Here is a 19,070-nt window from a genome sequence, read left to right on the forward strand (position 1 = left end):
CATGTCCACCGAAGTTCCAACCGCCGTCACGATCGACGCCACGCTCCCTACGCGCGCTGCGGCGGTGTCGCACAGCAGCGCGGGCGTCCGCGGCGCGTAACCGCCATGTCAGCCGCACATACGCCGTTCATCGCCAGACGGTTTCGCGAGGACCTCTTCCCGTGGGCCATCGCGCTCGCCACCGGCCTCGAGTATTTCGACAACACGATCTTCTCGTTCTTCACCAGCTATATCGCGGGCGGCATCAATGCATCGACGGATGAACTCGTGTGGTCGTCGAGCGCGTATGCCGTCGCCTCCGTGCTCGCCATTCTTCAGCAGCAATGGTGGGTCGAGCGGGTCGGCTACCGGCGCTATATCGGCGGATGCCTGTTGTTGTTCGCGGCGGCATCGGCGGCGGCGGCGCTGAGCGAATCGTCGATTGAACTGGCCTTCGCGCGCGGCGCGCAGGGCTATTTCATCGGCCCGATGATGAGCGCGTGCCGCATTCTCATTCAGACGAACTTCCCGCCGCAGCGGCGCGCTTCGGCGGTGCGCGCGTTTCTTGGCATGATCCTGCTGGCGACCGCGCTCGCGCCGCTCGTGGGCGGCTATCTGGTCGCTTCGTTCGACTGGCGCGCACTCTTCACCTGCACGACGCTCGCGGCCGTCGGCCTTGCGCTCCTCGTGCTGCTCGTCGTGCCGCCTGCGGGCAAGCTGCATCCTGAAGCGCGCGGCGAAGCGCACTTCTGGCCGTATATGGTCTTTGCGTTCGCGCAGGGCGCGTTGCAGATCGCGATGCAACAGGTGCGGTTCGAACTGTTCTTCAGTTCGCCCATGCTGGTTGGACTGACGGCGGCGGGATTGCTGTCGCTCGGCTGGTTCGCGTGGCATCAATGGCATCAACCCGCTCCCCTCGTGCGCCTTCACGCGTTGCGCGAACGGACGTTCCAGACGGGCATCGCGCTGTACGTGATGTTCTACTACATCAGCAATGCGATGAGCTATCTGGTCTCGCGCTTTCTCGAAGGCGGACTTCGATATCCTGTCGAGAACGCGGGGCGGCTGGTCGGCCTCACATCGTTTGGGTCGCTGGTCGTCGCGTTCGTCTATTTCCGCGTTTCGCCCCTCATCAAACACAAGCGCTGGCTGATCGTCCCCGGCTTTCTGATCGCCGCGCTGATCGGTACCTGGATGGCGAGCATGCCGCCCGACGTCAGCATGCCGTGGCTGTTGCCGCCGCTTCTGCTGCGCGGCCTGCTGCTCGTGTTCATCGTATTGCCCGTCGCCAATCTCACGTTCCGCATCTTCTCGATCGAAGAGTACAACCACGGCTACCGCTTCAAGAACATGGTCAAGCAACTGACCTACTCGTTCTCGACAGCGACGATCATCATTCTCGAACAGCACCGTGAGGCCGTGCACGAGACACGCCTGACCGAGTTCGTAAATCCGTTCAATCCTGTGTTCCAGGACTCCTTCGAGAGCCTGACACGCGCATTCGAAGGGCTGGGTCATACGGCGGGCGATGCGAAGGGCCTCGCGCTCGTCGAGATCAGCCGCGTCGTCTCGCAACAGGCGAGCTTTCTGAGTTCGCTGGACGGCTTTTACTTCCTGATCGTCATCGCCCTTTGCGGCGGCCTCTTTGCGCTCTACCAGCGGCAAATCGATTGATCGCGTATTCTGCAAAGCGTCATCAACATCGATTGCAGATTTGCAGTGCGCAAGCTTGAAGAAGGTGCGCGGCGCGCACTGTGGAGCGTTTGACAAGTGGATACTCTCACCAACATGCGGATCTTCGCTCGCGTAGCGGAGGAAGGCAGCTTTACGGGCGCTGCGCAGCGCATGAACGTCACGGTGCCCGCCGTCTCGCGCGCCGTCTCTTCGCTCGAAGCCTATCTGCGCACGCGCCTGTTGAACCGCAGCACCCGCAAGGTCGTTCTGACGGAAGCGGGGCATCGTTACCTGCAGCGCTGCGAGCAGATTCTCGCCTTCGTCGATCAGGCCGAAGCCGAGGCCGCCGATGCGCAAGTCCGTCCCACCGGCCAGTTGCGCGTGCATGCGACGTCGAGCTTCGGTCAAACCTATGTCACGCCCGCTATCGTTCGCTACCGGCAGCGCTATCCGTCCGTCTCCATCGAATTGACGCTGTCGCAGCATATGCCCGACATCATCGACGAAGGGTATGACGTGAGCGTCCAGTTGAGCGTCGAGGAATTGCCCGATTCGAGCCTCGTCGCGCAGCGGCTCGGCACGGTGCATAGCGTGCTATGCGCAGCGCCCGCGTACTTGCGCGAGCACGGCATGCCGCGTGACGTTCATGAACTGACGCAGCACGCATGCTTCCAGTTCGTCTCCCCCGTCTATCCCACCGACCGCTGGTTGCTCGAAGGGCCGGACGGCATAGAGACCGTGCATCTGCGGGCCGGCGGTTTTCGCATCAACTCCGCGGACGGACTTGCCGTCGCGTTGAAGGAAGGCATCGGTATCGGCGCGGTGCCGATGTCGACGGCCGTGTCGGCGCTGCGAGACGGATCGCTCATACGCGTGCTGCCGGACTACCACTTGCAGCCGCTCTCGGCTTACGCGCTTTACACGTCGCGCCGCTATCTCGACGCGAAGATCAAAACCTTCGTCGAGTTTCTAAGGGACGAGATTCCGCAGATGCTCAGCGCGTCCGCGGCAAACCTGCGCGACATGAAGCAGGCGCACGCCGATGCGTGAGCGCTGACGCGTCGCTGCGGACTCAACTCTCCCAATACCCTTTCTGATTGAAAACCGCCGTGTAAAAGTCGATGAAGGTCCGCACCTTCGACGACACGGTTTTCTTTCGCGGATACACAGCCCATATCGCAGGCGCCGCGCGGGTCGGCTGAACGTCCCACTCCGGCAAAAGATGCACGAGCTTGCCGTCGCGCAGCGCGGCGCCGATCGCCCACGTCGGCAGCAATGCGATGCCGCGCCCTGCGAGCGCCAGCGCGATCAACGCCTCGACGTCGTCGACGCGCAGCCGGCCATGCAGTTGCACGGCCGCTTCCACGGCCTTTGCGCCGCGCGCACGATGAAAGAAAAGCCAGCGGTCGTCAGCCGCCAGCGGCGAGCGCAGCGCTGCATGCGTGGCGAGATCGTCGGGCGCGGCGGGCGTGCCGTTTTGCGCGACATAAGCCGGGCTCGCGCACACGATGCGCCGCTGCACCGCGAGCTGACGCGCCATCAATTGCGAATCGGGCAATACGCCGATGCGGATCGCGAGATCGATGCCGGAGTCGATGACGTTGATCGTGTCGTCGGTCATCACGGCATCGACGTCGATCTTCGGATAGCGGTCCATGAATTCGGGCAGATGCCGTATCACGTGCCGCAGTCCGAACGAGCGCGGCATCGTCACGCGTAACAGCCCGCGCGGCGACGTATTCAGCGAAGAGGTGATTTCGCGCGCATCGTCCAGCGTCTTGATGACGACGACGGCATGCTCGCGAAACACCCGGCCGCCTTCCGTCAGCACGAGGCCACGCGTGGACCGGTTGAACAGCGCAATGCCGAGATCGCGTTCGAGCTCGCTGACGTAGCGCGATACCGTCGACGTCTTCACGTCGATGCGATTCGCCGCCTTGCTGAAGCTCCCCAATTCGGCGGCAAAAAGAAATGCACGTATGGCAGAAAAGTAATCCATGTCAATGCCGCGTTCCGAATGAAAAGCCGCGCCCAGTGTATTGCAACGCCTCGCCCGAAGTTATCCCCTTTCTGCAAAGCTGATTTCCGGTCAGCGTGATTCTGTCACACGAATCGCGTCCCTATAGTTGACTCAACGCCGTTGCACCGGGCTCCAGTTGTGATGAGCCGCCGCGACGACGCTTCCCGCGCGAGAAGCGCTCACCCTCACTCAGGAATTCAGTCATGTTGGATAAGACCGCGCCGTCGACGCTGCAACTCGACGATCAAGCCGTGACACTCGACGCCGAGTACTTCGAATACACCTCGTCGGCCAATCCCATCGGCGCGAAGCTGATTTCACGCGTGCCGTACCGCACGTTTCCCGCCTCGCTGTACGACAGCGGGCCGACGCGCATGGTGCCGCTCGATCTGTCCGCCGAACTCGGATGCGACTATCCGGCGACGGGCCCCGGCCTGATGGCGAACTTCTTGCGCATCGTCGCGGGCGAATCGCTGACGGTCCATCCGAAGGCGACGTCGCAAGTGTTCTATGTGCTGGATGGCTCCGGCTCGGTCACGCAGAAAGACACGGCATTCCGCTTCGCACAAGGCGATTTCTTCTCGTTGCCGGGCGGCGCGCAGGCACTGCTGGCCGCCGATTCGACGGCGCGCCTGTACTACGTCAACGATGCTCCGCTGCTCGCTTACCTCGGTGTCGACGTGTCGCGTGCGCGCTTCCAGCCGACGCTCTATCCGGCTGCGCGCGCGAGAGCAGAACTCGAAAAGGTTGCGCGCGCACCGGGCGCCGCGCAACGCAATCGCGTGAGCGTACTGCTCGGCAACCGCCTGTTCCCGCAGACCCGCACGGTCACGCATTCGATGTGGGCGATGTTCGGCGTCGTCACGCCGAACAGCATGCAGAAGCCGCACCGGCATCAATCGATTGCCCTCGACTTCATTCCCGACTGCAAGCCGGGCGTCTATACGCTGGTCGGCACCGAAGTGGATGTGCAAGGCAATATCGTCGATCCCGTGCGCGTCGACTGGACGCCAGGCATGGCGTTCGTGACGCCGCCGGGCTACTGGCACGCGCACTTCAACGAATCGGACGACTTCGCGTATGTGATTCCTCTGCAGGATGCAGGCTTGCAGACCTATTTGCGTTCGCTCGATATCCGCTTTGCGAGTTGATATGACGTAATGGAGTTTCGGGCGTCGAAAAGCGCCCGAAACTCTGCAAGTCTTCTGCCAGAAACACGCCGAATAACCGCGCGATATGTGCGGCAGCGCACTGAACGATCGCGCGCGGCACGCTATTGTCCCAAAGATAACCAAGAACCGCGCCGCCTTCTCCCGCGCGGCCTTCGCTTTGGCGCGCGTCGTCCAACCGCCATCACGGTCGTCACCATGCACAAGCAAGCCGTCAACTATGCACTGGTTTTCGCCTGCGGATGCGCTGCCGCGATCGACACATTCGGCGCGGATTCGATCGGCGTCGTCAAGACGGTCAAAGGCTCAGTTCATATCGAGCGCACCGCGCAAAGCATGGACGCCGCCGTCGGCAGCGAGGTGTTCAAAAGCGACCGTATCGTGACGGGCCCCGCGTCTTCCGTCGGCATCACGCTGCGCGACAATACGCTGCTTTCAGAGGGCTCCAGTTCGGTGCTGGAACTCAACCAGTTCGCCTTCGACACCACCACCCATGACGGCACGCTCGACGCGACGATCCGGCGCGGATCGCTCGCGGTCGTCGACGGCAAGCTGGCGAAGGCCCATCCGGAAGCGGTGCGTTTCAGCACGCCGACCACGACGCTCGGCGTGCGCGGCACCGAATTCATCATCGAGGTCGGCGACGGGGAGAACGGGCATTGAGGCCCGCGGCACTGCGCCGAAGGCTCACATGGTGCGCAACCTGCGCGACGCTGGCGTTCGTTTCGGCATGCAGCTCGACGCCCGACAAGATCACCTTGCTGCCCGATCCGGACGGCACGGTCGGCAGCGTCATCGTGCGAAGCGGTAACAAGACGCAAGTCATCGACAAGGCTTACGCGACGGCCGAAGTGGCAAAAGGCGGCGCGATCGAGCAGACCGCGACCACTCCGGCCAATGTCGAAGCACGCTATGGCGAGGTACTCGCCGCGCAGCCGCCGCGTCCGAAGACCTACACGATCAACTTCCTGTTCGACTCGGCCACGGAACTCGCGCCGCAGTCCAACGCCACCGTCCAGCAACTGAAAGCGGCGCTCGCGACGTGGCCCGCGCCGCATCTCACTGTAGTGGGCCATACAGACCTGGCGGGCTCGCAGGAATACGACGACAAGCTGTCGATGCAGCGCGCGCAGACCGTCGCGAAGTTCCTCGTCAAGGCGGGCATCCCGGCGAAAGAAATCGAAACGGCGGGGCGCGGCAAGCGCGAGCCGCTCGTGCACACGGCGGATGGTGTCCCTAACCAGATGAATCGGCGCGTCGTCATTACAATCCAGTGATCCGGGTGATCCGTCACTGCGCCTGTCACGGGCATTGATCTGCCGCTGCCGACATGAAACGCTTTCGCGACTACTCATGGCTGATATTTTTCATGAAGCTGATGAGGGCGGGACAGGGACGCCCCGTCGCGCTCGCGGTGCTGCTCGGCCTGAGTCTGCTGAACCTGTACAGCGAATCGCCCGGCGTCATTCCGCGACCGGCGCTCTTCGACAAGCTCGATGACATGGTGCCCGATACGTTCGGCACGGCGCGGCAACTGCTATTCGATCACTACCAGCGCCGCTTCCCACGCATCCCCGCCTCGCAGCCCGTGACCATCGTCGCGATCGACGACCGGACGCTGGCGGCCGTCGGTCAATGGCCGTGGCCGCGCAACCGGCTGGCGAGCCTCGTCGATGCGATCGCGGCGCAAAAGCCGCTCGCGATCGGCCTCGACATCTACATGCCCGAGGCCGATCAGACCTCGCCCGACAAGGTCGCCGACAACCTGCCCGATTCGGCCGCCGCGCTCGCGGCCGGCTTGCGCGCGCTGCCTCGCCACGAGACCACGCTCGCGAACTCGCTGCGCGCCGCGCCTTCGGTTCTAGGCGCCGCCGCCGTCGATCACGCCGCGTTCGACACCAGCACCGACCTGCGCAGCGCGCCGATTCTCGTGCATGGCGTCGACCCGCTGAACCGGGTGAAGCGGTACACCTACGTGCTCGCGAGCCTGCCGGAATTGCAGGCGGCGGCGCACGGACAGGCGATGCTGAATGTCGCGCTCGAACAGGGCACCGTCCGGCGCATTCCTCTCATCCTCGGGTTGGGCGACAAGCTCGTGCCGTGCATGCCCATCGAAATACTGCGCGTCGTCACGGGTTCAGCGGCCGTCGATGTGTATGCGGACACGGCGGGCATGCAGTCAGTCGGCGTCGCGGATGTGCAGGTTCCCACGCAGCCCGACGGCGACATCTGGCTGCATTTCGCGTCGATACGCTCGATGCAGCATCGCTACGTCTCCGCACGCGACGTGCTGCAAGGCCAGGTCGATCCCGAACGCTTTCATAACAAGCTGGTGCTGGTCGGGCTGACGGGGACAGGAAACACCGACATGCGCACGACCGCGCTAGGCGAACTGGTGCCGGGCATCGAGATTCAGGCTCAGATCATCGAGACGATTTTCGACGGGCGTTTCCTGCGCCGCCCTGTCTGGCTCAAGTGGGCCGAGACGATCTTCGTCCTCGCATTCGGGATTCTGATCATCTGGTATCTGCCGCATACCGATTCGCGTCTTGCGGCATTCGTGCGGGCCGTGCCGAAAGCGTCCGCGGTCCTCGGCTTGCTGCTCAACCTGCTATTGCTCGCGAGCTGTCTGCTGCTGTTCAAATACGTCGGCTTGCTCGTCGACGCAGCGTCGATTTTCATCATCCTGTCTGCGGTGATGGGCTGCTTCTTTTCGACCGCATTGCTCGACCTGGGCGTGCAAACCAGGCGAGAAGCGAAGCGCCGGCGAGCCAGCGCTTCGCGATCTGCGGATCAGCTTCCGCGATAGACCGGACCCTGGCGATCGGCAGGCGCGCGGCGGCCCGACTGCGTGGTCATCGCTTCGTCGCCGCCGACACCGGCGCGCTTTTCGTCCATCATGCCGGCCTGGGCCGCTTCTGCCGCGAGTGTTTGAGCGCTTTGGCCAGCCTGCGAAGCCGGTGCGCCGACATCCGGACGATAGTAAGGCGCAGGACCGTAACCGCTTGCGAAAGCGGGTGCTGCCAACGACGCCGAGCTTGCGATGAGCAAAGTAACGATGAGTTTCGATTTCATAAGGACTCCAATTAAATCAATGAACGGATCGACGCGCAAGGACGATGTCCATTGCGTCGTGTCGTTTTCAATGTTGATGGGACGATGTGCAGGGCCGTCGTGCGGCACGCTGCCAAAGAGGCTCAAACGAACAACACTTTCCAGGAATCTGAGCAATGCTGTTGACGCCGTGGCGGCCTCGTCAAACTGGCCGTCGTTGTGCCCGCGCTTACCAATGCAGGGGTTGTGCCAGCCGGGCTATGTTTGTCGCCAACTTCCGTCAGGTAGTTGAAAACAAACAGAATTGCTGCATTGAAAAGCGAATCCGTTCGACGCGCAAGGCGTCATGTTGTCGGGCCGCTGCCAACTGTTCTCTATTTGATGTACGTGGTCGCCCAACAGAATGCAGTCGCAGCATGATGCTATCTTTAACGAAGCACTGAATGACACGCTGATGCCGCACGACAGGATGCAAGCAATTGGGCCGCGAAACACGACGCTCGATGCGTGCGCGTATCGCGGCCCATATCAGGCACTCTGCGTCGACCCAGGATGTATGCAACGAACCAGGGTTCAACTCAATCGGCGCCCGCCTCCCATCCAATAAGAGCGGGCGAAATTCGGCAGTGCGGAACACACGTCGCGCACCGCCCTTTGAACCAAACAGTGCTATCCCCGCGCGCAGCGCCCGTCATTCGTCACACGTCGCGAGCGCCGACTGCTGATCGACACTGGACACCGTCCCGCCATTCGCTTCGTTTGCACCTGAGTTGCCACGCATCCACGCACGGTACTCGATTGGGGACTTGCCAACGCACCGGCGAAACAGCTTGCCAAGTCTATCGCCATTGGTCAGTCCAACGCGTCGCGCCACTTTGTCCGCAGGCAGCGAAGTCTCCGCGAGCAACTGGCACGCACGCTCGAGCCTGACTCGTTGCAAATACTCCGACGGCGACGCGCCAATGTATGTCTGAAAGTTGCGTAGCAGTGTCCGCTGGCTCATCGCGCAGGCTTCGGCGGCGTCGTTCACACTGACGGCGCGATGGCAGTTGTCCTGCAGCCACCGTGCCGCTGCGCGAATTCGGTCCCCCGCAGTATTGGTTGCGTCCACGGACGGCGAAAGCCATTCGCTTGAATCCACGAATGATATGCGGCGCAGCGCTTCGTGCGCGATCGATTCGCCGAAATCCGCGCGGATAACTTCGAATGCCGCTTTGACCGCATTACCCAGTTGCGCCCTTCGACGGCGCGTCTGTTCGTATCCGCTGACCGTGCCTTGATTGTCGGTTCCGTTCGACGTTTCGAAGCCTGCTGTGAGGAACTTGATGCGCGCACCATTGGCCTTCATCCGTTGCAGCCAGCCGCCTAACGAAGGCGTATCGCAGGCCGCTCCCGAATGCGTCCTACCGGCGACGAACACATGGGCGAACGTTTCGTCACTGTTCTTCGGCAATTCATCTGTCGAGACGAACAGCGAGCGATCGCATTTGACATGTCCACCGGCTTCGGACAGAAATCGCATCTCGTATCTTTTCGAAGTCTCGCTCATCGCCATCGAGCACGCGCATTCAAGCGCCTCGGCGATGGCGCCTATCCCTAGCAGATCGCACGATTCAGTGAGTACGAAAGCGATACGTTGTGTGGTTGATGCTGCGCTGATCTGTTTGTGTAGTATCCATTGCAAGTTGCTCTCGACGAACATGGTCTCTCCCGCGTGCTGTGTGAGTGGCATGCCTGCGCATGCAATGACTTCTAAGACGATCGTTTAGGGCATTCGCTTAAACGCGAACGGAAAATCGGCTCGTGACCCGAGCGCAGCCCGACGCCGAAGGGTTATCTGTCTGAAGGTTGGTGCGAGGTCATTGCGCAGAAGCGCTGCGTCGAACATCGTCGCCTCCGGGCTAACGGTTGTAGTGACGTGTGTTGTCCTGGACCCATCGACTGGCGTTGCTTCACCCCTTCACAATGGGCATTCAATGCATGGCGCATTGGAAGAGCAGCATCCATGCCACTCGGATAAATGGCATGGAAAGGGAGGTTTTGAAGATTACGTGCGCAGCGTTTTGAAGATTTGTCTTGTAGAGTGCACAAATTCGCGGAACCGAATTTGTCAAATCGGCAAGTTTTTCATTCGATGAGAGAGCGTTGCACTTGCCTGCAACTCTTGCTCAATCGCGCGGATGACTCGCGACAAAGCTCACAAACGCGTCGTAGGGAAGATTCAAAGTAGCGCCGTCGACACACGCGGCTTACCCCTGCCCGCCATGGTGCCTTCGTTGCCGACCCATGCCCGCGTCTGTATCGTGAGATCGTGCATTGACACACGCGACAGCCATCGACCCGAGGACCACCCATGACCACTCCGGCAGACACGCCGCCCGCTTCACCCATCAGCACCGACGTGCTGATCATCGGCGCGGGACCCGTGGGGCTGTTCGCCGCGTTCGAGGCGGGCGTGATCGGCCTGTCGAGCCAGATCGTCGACAACATCGAGCGTGTGGGCGGCCAATGCATCGAGTTGTATCCGGACAAGCCGATCTACGACATTCCGGCGATACCCGTATGCACCGCGCGCGAACTGGTCGACCGGCTCGTCGAGCAAATCCGGCCCTTCGCTCCGCCGCTGCATCTCGGCCATCGTGTCGAAACGGTCGAGCGGCTTGACAATGGACACTGGCTCGCCCGCACCGATAAAGGACTGGCATTCGAAGCAGCGGCCATCCTGATCGCGGGCGGCAACGGGTCGTTTGTCCCGCAGCGTTTGCTGCTCGAAGAGGCCGTGCCGCTCGAAGGCCGTCACGTTCACTACAGCGTCCCCAAACTCGACGACTTTGCCGGCAAGAAAGTGATCGTGGCGGGCGGCGGTGACTCCGCGCTCGACTGGGCATTGGCGCTGCGCAAGGTTGCACAGCACGTCACGCTCGTGCATCGTCGCAGTGGTTTTAGCGCGGCGGACTCCAGCGTCGCCAACATGCGCCGCGCAGTCGAAGCGCGCGAAATGGATTTTGCGGTCGGCACGATCACGAGCCTGAGCGCACCTGATGGGCAACTCCAATCGGTCGAACTCCGGCAGGCCGAAGGCTCTGCGCATCTCGAAGCCGATCACGTGCTGGTGTTGTTCGGTCTCGTTGCCGATCTCGGTCCGATAGCGAAGTGGGGAATCGAAGTACAAGGCGGACGCATCACGGTCGACACGTCGAACTACGAAAGCACGTGTCCCGGCATCTTTGCGGCGGGCGATATCGCGGGCTATCCGAACAAGCAGAAGCTGATTCTTTCGGGATTTCACGAGGCGTCCCTCGCGCTTCGAAAGGCGTACAACTACGCGTTTCCCGACAAGAAACGCGTGCACATCCATTCGAGCTATGACACGAAGCTGGCAGAGCGCGTCGCCGCGTCTCACGCGTAGTAGATCGATCGCCTTTGCCGCGACGGGATGCGCGTCGCGCTTCGTGTATAAAGGAGGAAGCCAGAACCAACGGAGCGCTCCGTGTCCGAAACGCCGCCGTCAAGCACGAACCCAAACATCGAAGACTCGCGTTCACCCACGTGGCGTCGCGCGACACCGTGGGCCATCGGCGCCGCAGTCGTCCTGTTGCTCATCATTCTGTTCGCCGTGTTCAGTTCGTCGCGCAGAAGCCCGGACGAACGAGCGCTGGGCGAACTCGGATTCATCAAGGCCACCTGCAGCAACAGCGACGGTTCTGCCGCACCACCTGACTCCGCCTGCCTGGCCTTGCGTGCAAAGCCGACGCTGACGGCATCCGAAGTCGCGGCCGCTATTCCGCACCTGAAGGATTCGGACCGCAAGATCGAACTGAACCTCGCCAATACGCAAATCGACAACCTCGATCCGCTGAAAGAACTGGATACTCTGGATTCGCTCGACCTGACGGGCACGCCCGTCTGGAACATCGATGCACTCAAGGACATGCATTCGCTAAAGCGGCTCGTACTTCATCGCACGGAAGTAGAGAACATCGCCGCGCTTAAAGGACTGACCGGTCTACAATCGCTCACCCTCTGGGATACGCGGGTCTCGAATCTCGATGCGCTAAAGAATCTGACCGACCTTCGGCAACTCGACTTGCGCGACACCCAGGTTCGGGATCTCGATCCGCTCGAAGACCTGCCTCATCTGGAAACACTGAAACTCGGCGGCGCGCGGAACGTGCGTGACATCGATGCGCTCGGCCAGCTCACTGCCCTCAAAACACTCGACCTCAACGAGACACAGATCGACAGCATCGCTGCGTTGAAGAAGCTGCGCGACATGCAGGCACTTTTTCTTGCGAACACGCCGCTGCGCGACATCGACGTGATAAAGGGCATGCCGTCGCTGAAAACGCTCGTGCTGGACGGCTCCAAGGTCGACGATATCGACGCGGTGCGCGGCTTGCGCCAACTGGATACGCTCGTGCTCGCCCGCACGCAGGTCACCAGCATCGACGCGTTGAAGGAACTGACCGCGCTGCAGAGGCTGAATCTTGCCGACACCCGCGTCGAGAACATCGACGCGCTAAAAGACCTGAAGAGCCTGCGCATGCTCAATCTTTTCCGCACGAGAGTTCGCAATATCGATTCGCTGAAAAGTTTGACGAATTTGCAGGAGCTGTATCTCGCGAACACCCCTGTCGAAGATATCGACGTGCTGAAGGGCCTCACCGGATTGCGCGAACTCGTTCTCTATGGCACCAAGGCCAGGAACGTCGACGAACTCAAGGCGGCGCTGCCGAAAACGCGCATCGTGTGGTGAGCATTCGACATTTTCGCAACAGGTGCGCAAGGTCACACAGTAGCAGCCTGGTTTTTGATAGTCTTTATCCGACAGCACGCGTGACGTTTAAATGCGCGCTGGCAGAGAAATTCGACCAGGTGTTTGAGTACCGGAGGGTACGCTCATGCTTAACTGGCTTGCAAACCTGATTTCCCATCACGCCCCGACTCCAGAAAAGCAGGCCGAGCGGGCCTTGAGCGAGCTTCGAATGGGTCTTTTCCTGGCGGAGCAACGGGTTCTGGACGCGCAGTTGCAAGCCGACTATTACCGATCCCGCATCGCGTTCTGCGAACAGGTTGCAAAAGCGGGCATCGAACTGGTATCGGACCGCCGCAAAATCCCGCAGGAAGTCGCTGTCGACAGTTCGCGGCCAAGCCTGAAGCTCACAGCCGCGCAATAGCGGCGGCGGGTGTGCACGGTTGCGCCGCTGCGCGCGCCGCCGTCATTCGCATGATGAGCGTCAGGAATACGGCGTGCCGTCCTTGTGCAGGAAACGGCCGTCGCTGCTGGGGCTCATCATGTCGATGTCGGAGCAGGTGATGACATCCGCGGCCGAACGCGAACCGACTTCGAGGTAAAGGGCCGTCACGTTCGACCTGTTGATCATGTGATGGCCATTGCCGGAGTTCTTCGGAAAGGCCGCGCAATCGCCCGCGCGCAATACGGTTTCGCCGCCGTCTTCGATCAGCGTCAGCTCGCCTTCGAGCACGAAGACGAACTCGTCTTCGGCCGAGTGCCAATGGCGCTGGCTCGACCAGTTGCCGGGCGGCAGGCGCATGAGGTTCACTCCAAAATCGAACAGTCCACCGGCGTCGCCCAGCCGCTGGCGAATGCGTTCAGCGCTGCGCGCGGCATACTGCGGTGGATACCCCGTGCCTTGAAGTTCCGGTATGCCGGCAATGTCGATTTTGGGCATGCAAGACTCCGTCAATCCACGCGAACAGTCCATTCAAACACGGTATTCCCGATTGTTGTGGCATTGTTCGCTCTCGGCGCCTCCAGCGCGGAAGCCCTCTTTTGCAGAATGGACGCGGTCATCGTACGATCGCGTACCGCTGCGCACGCACTCCCACCCGACTCATGAAAGACTCGCCATCACGCTCAGGTTCACTCGGGCCGCTGCCTTATGTCGTCGCCGCGACCTTCTTCATGGAGTATCTCGACACCACGATCATCGCCACGGCGCTGCCGGCGATGGCGCGCTCGTTCGGCACGAGCCCCAACGCGCTCAGCCTCGGCATGAGCGCCTATATGATCGCGCTCGCGATCTTCATTCCGGCAAGCGGCTGGGTCGCGGACCGCTTCGGCTCCCGCAGCGTGTTCTTCTCGGCCATCGTCACGTTCACGGTCGCTTCGTTGCTGTGCGGCATTTCGCAGAACGTGGTCGAATTTACCGCTGCGCGTGTGCTGCAGGGCGTCGGCGGCGCGCTGATGGTGCCCGTGGGACGGCTGACCGTGGTGCGCAGCATCGACCGGAAGCAACTGATGCAGGCAATTTCAACGATCACCTGGCCGGGCATCGTCGCGCCCGTGATCGGGCCGCCCGTAGGCGGTTTCATCACGACCTATGCGTCGTGGCGCTGGATCTTCCTGCTCAACCTGCCCGTTTGTCTCATCGTGCTCATCGCCGTGCTCAAGTGGGTGCCGAATCTGCGCAGCGCCGAACGCCGCCCCTTCGACGCGCTCGGCCTCGTGCTGAGCGGTGCGGCGTTGACGGCCATTCTGTACGGCGCCGATGTGGCTAGCCAGCCGGACATGAATCCCCTCGTCGGACTCGGCATCATTGCCCTTGGGCTCGCGATCGGCGCTGTCGCGTTCTATCAGGCGCGCCGCCAGCGGCATCCGTTGATCGACGTCACCACGCTGAAGATCCCGACGTTCTCCGTCACGGTGGTCACAGGCACGCTGACGCGCATCGGCATTGGCGCGGTGCCGTATCTGATGCCTTTGCTGTTCCAGATCGGCTTCGGATTGTCGGCGTTCAAATCGGGCTTGCTGCTGCTTGTCAGCGCAACCGGCAATCTCGGCATGAAAGCGCTCACGACGCGGATCCTGCGGCGCTACGGTTTCAGGCGCGTTGCGATAGCCGGCAGCGCGGTATGCGGCGTGTTCACCATCGCGTGTGGCGTGCTGACGCCTGCGTCGCCGCTCGCGTGGGTACTGGTGGTCGTGTTCATCTATGGGCTCGCGCGTTCGCTACAGTTTTCCACGCTGGCCACGCTCGCCTACGCGGACGTGCCCTCCGAACAGACGAGCGCGGCCAATACGCTGTGGAACGCGGCGGCGCAGATGAGCATTGGTCTCGGGATCGCCTTCGGCGCGCTGGCGCTGCGCGCGGCAGCGGCCGTCAACGGATCGGGCGGTGGTCAGGGACAAGCGTTCACGCTCGACGATTTCCGCTTCGCGTTCCTGTGCGCGGGCGCGTTGACGATCGTATCGGTGTACGGCTATGTAAGGCTCGCCCGCGATGCGGGGCACAGACTTAGCGCCGCGTCACGTTAGAGGCACGCCTCAGTTTCGTCCCACATCGAGCATAAAGCGGATTTTTATGCTCAAGGTTGAATTGCAATCGCCGATATCCGGTGCATGAAAGCAAATGAACTTGACAAGCACGTCCCGGATGACCCGATGTGGCGTGTTGCACAGGCAGTCGAAGGGAGCGTCCGCACCATTCGCAAGGCCCGCGGAAAATTGAACCCAGAAGACTGCACGCCCGGAACGCTCGAATACGAAGTGGTCACGATGGAGTTTCTCGACGACTGCATCCGATCGTTAGGCGGCGACCCTGACGCGGACGACGACAGCTTCGGCGCCGGAGCGATGGGCTGAGCGTCCGCTCATACGTGTCGAACCTCAGCGGCTCCTGGCGCGCCGCGCGTCGATTTTTGTCTGATCCACAAGAATGAATTTCGCGCCATGCATTAATGGTGCCAGTATACTTCCCAGAGGTCGCGCACTTCGCGCAGCCCGCGACCCAGCGAACAATCTGGGATTCTTTTCTCGGTGCAGCGACGTTCGGACGCGTTGCCGGCTGGCAGACCAAGGAGATGGCGTGAAGAAACGGTTGGCCTTGCTGACGGCCGAGATCATCTGGCTCTTGTGCTTTCTGGTGCTGGCAGCATTGGCACCGACGCTCTTCGCGAAGATAGTGTTGCTTGCCATCTGCGCGCTATTGGTCTGGCTATATAAGCCCAATAAAAACGGCAGCTAGGCAGAGAAGTACCGACTCCCCATCGCAGGTCATCTTCCCTTCGGACGTCCGGAACGACGTCCAGCGGCGCATCGCCTGTCGCGATCGCCGCCGTGCCGCCAGACCCACCTGGCGTCGTTACATACGGCACTCTCCAAACACATCGCGTCACATTCCCAAGCCTGATCCCTCAGCCACTCCACGCATTCGACAGCGTAGTATTACCCGGTGCACACGTCGGGTTCGGTGCTTGCTCATAACTCATCGCAGGCGGTGCGCCGATGCTGCACTGTCCCGTCGTCGACATGGCGGTTTATCACATCGTGCTCAACTGGAGTGACAAATGGAAACGACCAAGGCGGAAGGTACCCTTCGCGAAGCTGCGGGCAATGTGAAGGAAACAATCGGCTCGCTCGCGGGCGACGTCGGGATGCAGCTCGAGGGCAAAGCGAATGAGTTGCACGGCAAGGCGCAACAACTCTGCGCGGACGCAACCGACCTGGCGCGCGACGCCATGTCGTCCCGCCCGCTTGCCGTGCTGGCGGGCGCGACTGCAATCGGCTTCGTGATAGGCGCGCTGTGGTCATCGAGGCGTGACACTGCCGACTAACCCGGCATAGGACGAGAGACCGCGCAGGCCACCCTTCTTTTCAGGAAGCCGTGAGATGTCGATCCAATCCAAAGTGAACCAGTGGAGCACCGTGAGCCGGTTCTGCATGGACCGGATGGCAGATTACGGCGAACTCATTTCCATCGAACTGGCGCAGGCGCGTGCCCAGCTCGCTCGCGAAGTGATTGCGCTCGTGGCGCTGGCGGTCGCGGGATTGTTTGCGCTGTCATTCTTTTGCATCGCGGTCATCGCTACGGCATTGTCCACGCCGTACTTCGTTCAGGTGGCGTGGGCGATCGCAGCGGCGTGGCTGCTGTTGTGCGTGATTTCCTTCATCGTCGTTCGTGCACAAAAGCCGGTGCGCTCTTTCCGCGTGCTTCAGGATGAAATTCACCACGACCTTCAAGCGGTCAAGGAGGCGTTGAAATGACTTCGCGACTGGCGGCGCTTGCCGCGGCTGAATCCGACGTGCGGGCGCGAATGGCCGTATCGCGCGCGAACCTGGTTGCCGCGCGGGAAGCAGCGCGCCTGGTTCCAGGCGCCAGCAGGCCTTCATTGACGATGCGCGCACGAGAACTGGTATCGACAGCGCCGAACGTCACGCTGCTCGCGGCAGTGCTTGTCGGTTCGCTGGTCATAGGGCCACGCAGGATCGTGGGCGTCGTCGTGCGCAACGGGCTCGTTGCGTGGATCGCGAAGACGGTACGGCGTGTCGCGGGGAACTGAGCGTCGCGGTTCGCCGCCCGGAAGAAGCGTCCAGGGTATTGACGAAACTGTCCGTCTCAGCGCGATGGCGGGACGTGTCAGATTGCGGTCCTGATCGCTCGCCCGCCAATTTGCACCGTCCCGTCCGCGTATCGCGCCATGAGCGTACACGGCTGGCCGAGCGCGTCGCCTTGCAGCAGCGTAATGCTTCGCTTCAGCGACAAGGCCAGCGCACCAGCCGCCACCCCCGTCGCAGCATCTTCGAAGCGCGAGTCGAGATGATTGAAGTTCCGCCCCGCGTAGATACCGTCATCAAGGCGGCAATACACGTACATGCCCGAAACGCCGTGTTTGCGGCTCCATTCTGCAATGCCTTCGAGATCAGGGCGCAAGGCGGCCAGCACGGATTGCTCCGCCACCTCTACCAGCAGCTTTGGGCTCCCCACCGATGCGAGTCCGGGTGTACCAATCACGTCAGCCGGTTCGACGCGAAGCAACCGCGCCGTCTCCGCGACATGACTGGTCAACGCCGGGCAAGGCTGCGCCTTCACGCCGACGAAGATTCCCTCGTCAACGCGCTCGACCTCGAGCGTCTGCCGATGGATGCTCGTGACGAACCGAACGCGACCGATGTCCGGGTGCCGCTCGAAGAAAACCGCGCTCGCCGCAAGCGTCGCATGCAGACAAAGAGGGCTGCGGGCATGCGGGTAGTAGTAGTCGAGCTGCATGTCACCGGCCGCATCCGCTTCCACAAACACCGTAGCGCTTGCGTCTTGCCGCTGGGCGAACTTCATCCGCTCCGGTTCAGCCAGAGCAGAGTCCTCGACGACGATCGCAGCGTTGCCACTCTCGTCATTGCGGCCGAAGCAAAGCATGCGATGGATATTCATTGTCGGTCGTGTCGGTGTCGAATTGCGTGGAGGTGGAAATTATCGCGCATTCCATCACACTGGGTTGAGTCGACCGCCTCGACGGCTCCAGTCCGCTGCTGACGACAAACTGATCCCACCTGGCTTTTTGATCGCGGAGTCTTGATCGATCCGTGCACGTTTGTGCACGTTTACATTCTTGTTCATGCACGATATGATGCAAACATGAATGACGACATCCCCCTCGCACGACGCGACGAGATCGCGAACCGGCTCGCCCAAGGCCAGCCTGTCGTCGCGGCCGCGCTCGCTGCTGAATTCAATATTTCGGAAGACGCGATCCGTCGCGACCTGCGCGCGCTGGCAACGGAAGGCCGCTGCCGCAGGGTCTATGGCGGCGCGTTGCCGATCACGCCCGCGTCCGCACCAATGGCGGCCCGCATGGACCTGGCGCGCGAGCGCAAGTCGGCGCTGGCTCGTGCAGCCGTACCGTTGATTCAATCAGGCGAGCTTCTGTTCCTCGATAGCGGCAGCACCAATCTCGCGCTCGTCGACGTGTTGCCGGAGGAAAGCGAACTCACCGTGGCGACCAATTCCATCGACATCGCCGCTGCCGTGCTTCGCCGCTCCGATCTGCATCTCATCATGATCGGTGGATCGGTCGATCCGGCCGTGGGCGGATGCGTCGATGCGAGCGCGGTGGAGGCCATCGCCCAGTTGAATATCGATCGATGCTTCATCGGCTCGTGTGCAATATCGCCGAAGAGCGGGATCAGCGCATTCGGTCTCGCCGACGCGACGTTCAAACGCGCGGTCCTCGCGGCCAGCGAGCACAGCGTGGTACTCGCGCTCACCGACAAGTTCGACGCCCGTGCGCCTCATCGGGTCGCCACGCTCAAGGCGATCGAATGCGTGATCGTCGAACACGACCTGCCGCGCGCGGAGCGTACGGCCCTGTCGAAATCCGGCCCGTCGGTTGTGAAGGCCGAGCCGCCCGCCAGCCTGTGAGCGCGCGGCCAACTC

At 61.9% G+C, this 19,070-nt stretch carries 21 protein-coding genes; 16 read left to right on the top strand and 5 right to left on the bottom strand.

The genetic code is table 11. The features are described 5' to 3' along the window. Positions 1–105 precede the first annotated feature (105 nt). Complete coding sequence (locus tag C2L64_RS29125; protein ID WP_007580792.1) at positions 106–1,653, top strand: MFS transporter; 1,548 nt, start codon at positions 106–108, stop codon at positions 1,651–1,653. A 96-nt stretch (positions 1,654–1,749) separates the two neighbouring features. Beyond that, positions 1,750–2,703: a LysR family transcriptional regulator gene (locus C2L64_RS29130; protein ID WP_039900290.1), complete on the top strand. Its 954-nt coding sequence runs from the start codon at positions 1,750–1,752 to the stop codon at positions 2,701–2,703. A gap of 22 nt (positions 2,704–2,725) precedes the next feature. Here the strand turns inward: C2L64_RS29130 and C2L64_RS29135 are convergent, their stop codons facing one another. Continuing rightward, complete coding sequence (locus tag C2L64_RS29135) at positions 2,726–3,652, bottom strand: LysR family transcriptional regulator (protein WP_007580799.1); 927 nt, start codon at positions 3,650–3,652, stop codon at positions 2,726–2,728. 224 nt (positions 3,653–3,876) lie between these two features. Here C2L64_RS29135 and C2L64_RS29140 point away from each other — a divergent pair, with 224 nt between their 5' ends. From C2L64_RS29140 to C2L64_RS29155, 4 genes are all read left to right on the top strand, one after another. Beyond that, complete coding sequence (locus C2L64_RS29140) at positions 3,877–4,824, top strand: cupin domain-containing protein (RefSeq protein ID WP_007580800.1); 948 nt, start codon at positions 3,877–3,879, stop codon at positions 4,822–4,824. 9 nt (positions 4,825–4,833) lie between these two features. Then, complete coding sequence (locus C2L64_RS29145; protein WP_238554582.1) at positions 4,834–5,505, top strand: FecR family protein; 672 nt, start codon at positions 4,834–4,836, stop codon at positions 5,503–5,505. After that, positions 5,502–6,119, top strand: coding sequence for an OmpA family protein (locus C2L64_RS29150; protein WP_007580803.1), 618 nt, complete (start codon positions 5,502–5,504; stop codon positions 6,117–6,119). The genes C2L64_RS29145 and C2L64_RS29150 overlap by 4 nt, the downstream gene beginning before the upstream one ends. 92 nt (positions 6,120–6,211) lie before the next feature. After that, positions 6,212–7,651 (top strand): CHASE2 domain-containing protein, encoded by a 1,440-nt coding sequence (locus C2L64_RS29155; protein ID WP_238554583.1) that lies wholly within the window; start codon positions 6,212–6,214, stop codon positions 7,649–7,651. On the opposite strand, the gene C2L64_RS29160 is transcribed toward C2L64_RS29155, so the two are convergent. Further along, positions 7,636–7,917, bottom strand: coding sequence for a hypothetical protein (locus tag C2L64_RS29160; protein WP_007730323.1), 282 nt, complete (start codon positions 7,915–7,917; stop codon positions 7,636–7,638). The genes C2L64_RS29155 and C2L64_RS29160 overlap by 16 nt on opposite strands. 670 nt (positions 7,918–8,587) lie before the next feature. Continuing rightward, complete coding sequence (locus C2L64_RS29165) at positions 8,588–9,418, bottom strand: helix-turn-helix domain-containing protein (protein ID WP_238554584.1); 831 nt, start codon at positions 9,416–9,418, stop codon at positions 8,588–8,590. Positions 9,419–10,249: 831 nt separating this feature from the next. Between C2L64_RS29165 and C2L64_RS29170 the strand changes: the two genes are divergently transcribed. From C2L64_RS29170 to C2L64_RS29180, 3 genes are all read left to right on the top strand, one after another. After that, on the top strand, positions 10,250–11,305 hold the full coding sequence (locus C2L64_RS29170) for an NAD(P)/FAD-dependent oxidoreductase (RefSeq protein WP_007580811.1): 1,056 nt from the start codon (positions 10,250–10,252) through the stop codon (positions 11,303–11,305). 81 nt (positions 11,306–11,386) lie between these two features. Continuing rightward, positions 11,387–12,652, top strand: a complete 1,266-nt coding sequence (locus C2L64_RS29175; protein WP_007580813.1) for a leucine-rich repeat domain-containing protein — start codon at positions 11,387–11,389, stop codon at positions 12,650–12,652. Positions 12,653–12,866: 214 nt separating this feature from the next. Next, positions 12,867–13,073, top strand: coding sequence for a hypothetical protein (locus tag C2L64_RS29180; protein ID WP_238554585.1), 207 nt, complete (start codon positions 12,867–12,869; stop codon positions 13,071–13,073). 60 nt (positions 13,074–13,133) lie between these two features. On the opposite strand, the gene C2L64_RS29185 is transcribed toward C2L64_RS29180, so the two are convergent. Further along, the gene (locus C2L64_RS29185) at positions 13,134–13,589 is read right to left on the bottom strand and encodes a cupin domain-containing protein (RefSeq protein WP_007580817.1); all 456 of its coding nucleotides are present in this window, start codon (positions 13,587–13,589) and stop codon (positions 13,134–13,136) included. A gap of 164 nt (positions 13,590–13,753) precedes the next feature. On the opposite strand from C2L64_RS29185, the gene C2L64_RS29190 reads away from it, so the two are divergent. The 6 genes from C2L64_RS29190 (at position 13,754) to C2L64_RS29210 (ending at position 17,199) form a co-directional block, all read left to right on the top strand. Next, positions 13,754–15,175, top strand: a complete 1,422-nt coding sequence (locus C2L64_RS29190; protein ID WP_039900293.1) for a DHA2 family efflux MFS transporter permease subunit — start codon at positions 13,754–13,756, stop codon at positions 15,173–15,175. A gap of 84 nt (positions 15,176–15,259) precedes the next feature. Beyond that, a complete protein-coding gene (locus C2L64_RS29195; protein WP_007580820.1) occupies positions 15,260–15,502 on the top strand; it encodes a hypothetical protein in 243 nt (80 codons plus the stop codon). A gap of 223 nt (positions 15,503–15,725) precedes the next feature. Beyond that, positions 15,726–15,884: a hypothetical protein gene (locus tag C2L64_RS53445; protein ID WP_158660542.1), complete on the top strand. Its 159-nt coding sequence runs from the start codon at positions 15,726–15,728 to the stop codon at positions 15,882–15,884. A gap of 322 nt (positions 15,885–16,206) precedes the next feature. Next, entirely contained in the window at positions 16,207–16,473 is a 267-nt protein-coding gene (locus tag C2L64_RS29200) for a CsbD family protein (protein WP_007580822.1), read from the top strand. A gap of 55 nt (positions 16,474–16,528) precedes the next feature. After that, the gene (locus C2L64_RS29205) at positions 16,529–16,903 is read left to right on the top strand and encodes a phage holin family protein (RefSeq protein ID WP_007580824.1); all 375 of its coding nucleotides are present in this window, start codon (positions 16,529–16,531) and stop codon (positions 16,901–16,903) included. After that, a complete protein-coding gene (locus tag C2L64_RS29210) occupies positions 16,900–17,199 on the top strand; it encodes a hypothetical protein (RefSeq protein ID WP_007580826.1) in 300 nt (99 codons plus the stop codon). Before C2L64_RS29205 ends, C2L64_RS29210 begins: the two co-directional genes overlap by 4 nt. A 77-nt stretch (positions 17,200–17,276) precedes the next feature. Here C2L64_RS29210 and C2L64_RS29215 read toward each other — a convergent pair whose 3' ends face one another. Beyond that, the gene (locus tag C2L64_RS29215) at positions 17,277–18,068 is read right to left on the bottom strand and encodes a PhzF family phenazine biosynthesis protein (protein WP_007580827.1); all 792 of its coding nucleotides are present in this window, start codon (positions 18,066–18,068) and stop codon (positions 17,277–17,279) included. A gap of 204 nt (positions 18,069–18,272) precedes the next feature. Between C2L64_RS29215 and C2L64_RS29220 the strand changes: the two genes are divergently transcribed. After that, on the top strand, positions 18,273–19,055 hold the full coding sequence (locus tag C2L64_RS29220; RefSeq protein ID WP_007580829.1) for a DeoR/GlpR family DNA-binding transcription regulator: 783 nt from the start codon (positions 18,273–18,275) through the stop codon (positions 19,053–19,055). The last annotated feature ends 15 nt before the right edge of the window (positions 19,056–19,070 follow it).

This window comes from Paraburkholderia hospita (assembly GCF_002902965.1).
In the GTDB taxonomy this organism is placed as follows: Bacteria; Pseudomonadota; Gammaproteobacteria; order Burkholderiales; family Burkholderiaceae; genus Paraburkholderia; species Paraburkholderia hospita.

Excerpts from the sequence above, each read along its gene's own strand:
- C2L64_RS29125 (WP_007580792.1), top strand. The coding sequence starts at position 106 with ATGTCAGCCGCACATACGCCGTTCATCGCCAGACGGTTTCGCGAGGAC.
- C2L64_RS29135 (WP_007580799.1), bottom strand. The coding sequence starts at position 3,652 with ATGGATTACTTTTCTGCCATACGTGCATTTCTTTTTGCCGCCGAATTG.
- C2L64_RS29140 (WP_007580800.1), top strand. The coding sequence starts at position 3,877 with ATGTTGGATAAGACCGCGCCGTCGACGCTGCAACTCGACGATCAAGCC.
- C2L64_RS29145 (WP_238554582.1), top strand. The coding sequence starts at position 4,834 with ATGGAGTTTCGGGCGTCGAAAAGCGCCCGAAACTCTGCAAGTCTTCTG.
- C2L64_RS29155 (WP_238554583.1), top strand. The coding sequence starts at position 6,212 with ATGAAGCTGATGAGGGCGGGACAGGGACGCCCCGTCGCGCTCGCGGTG.
- C2L64_RS29160 (WP_007730323.1), bottom strand. The coding sequence starts at position 7,917 with ATGAAATCGAAACTCATCGTTACTTTGCTCATCGCAAGCTCGGCGTCG.
- C2L64_RS29165 (WP_238554584.1), bottom strand. The coding sequence starts at position 9,418 with ATGCGATTTCTGTCCGAAGCCGGTGGACATGTCAAATGCGATCGCTCG.
- C2L64_RS29170 (WP_007580811.1), top strand. The coding sequence starts at position 10,250 with ATGACCACTCCGGCAGACACGCCGCCCGCTTCACCCATCAGCACCGAC.
- C2L64_RS29185 (WP_007580817.1), bottom strand. The coding sequence starts at position 13,589 with ATGCCCAAAATCGACATTGCCGGCATACCGGAACTTCAAGGCACGGGG.
- C2L64_RS29190 (WP_039900293.1), top strand. The coding sequence starts at position 13,754 with ATGAAAGACTCGCCATCACGCTCAGGTTCACTCGGGCCGCTGCCTTAT.
- C2L64_RS29195 (WP_007580820.1), top strand. The coding sequence starts at position 15,260 with ATGAAAGCAAATGAACTTGACAAGCACGTCCCGGATGACCCGATGTGG.
- C2L64_RS29200 (WP_007580822.1), top strand. The coding sequence starts at position 16,207 with ATGGAAACGACCAAGGCGGAAGGTACCCTTCGCGAAGCTGCGGGCAAT.
- C2L64_RS29205 (WP_007580824.1), top strand. The coding sequence starts at position 16,529 with ATGTCGATCCAATCCAAAGTGAACCAGTGGAGCACCGTGAGCCGGTTC.
- C2L64_RS29210 (WP_007580826.1), top strand. The coding sequence starts at position 16,900 with ATGACTTCGCGACTGGCGGCGCTTGCCGCGGCTGAATCCGACGTGCGG.
- C2L64_RS29215 (WP_007580827.1), bottom strand. The coding sequence starts at position 18,068 with ATGAATATCCATCGCATGCTTTGCTTCGGCCGCAATGACGAGAGTGGC.
- C2L64_RS29220 (WP_007580829.1), top strand. The coding sequence starts at position 18,273 with ATGAATGACGACATCCCCCTCGCACGACGCGACGAGATCGCGAACCGG.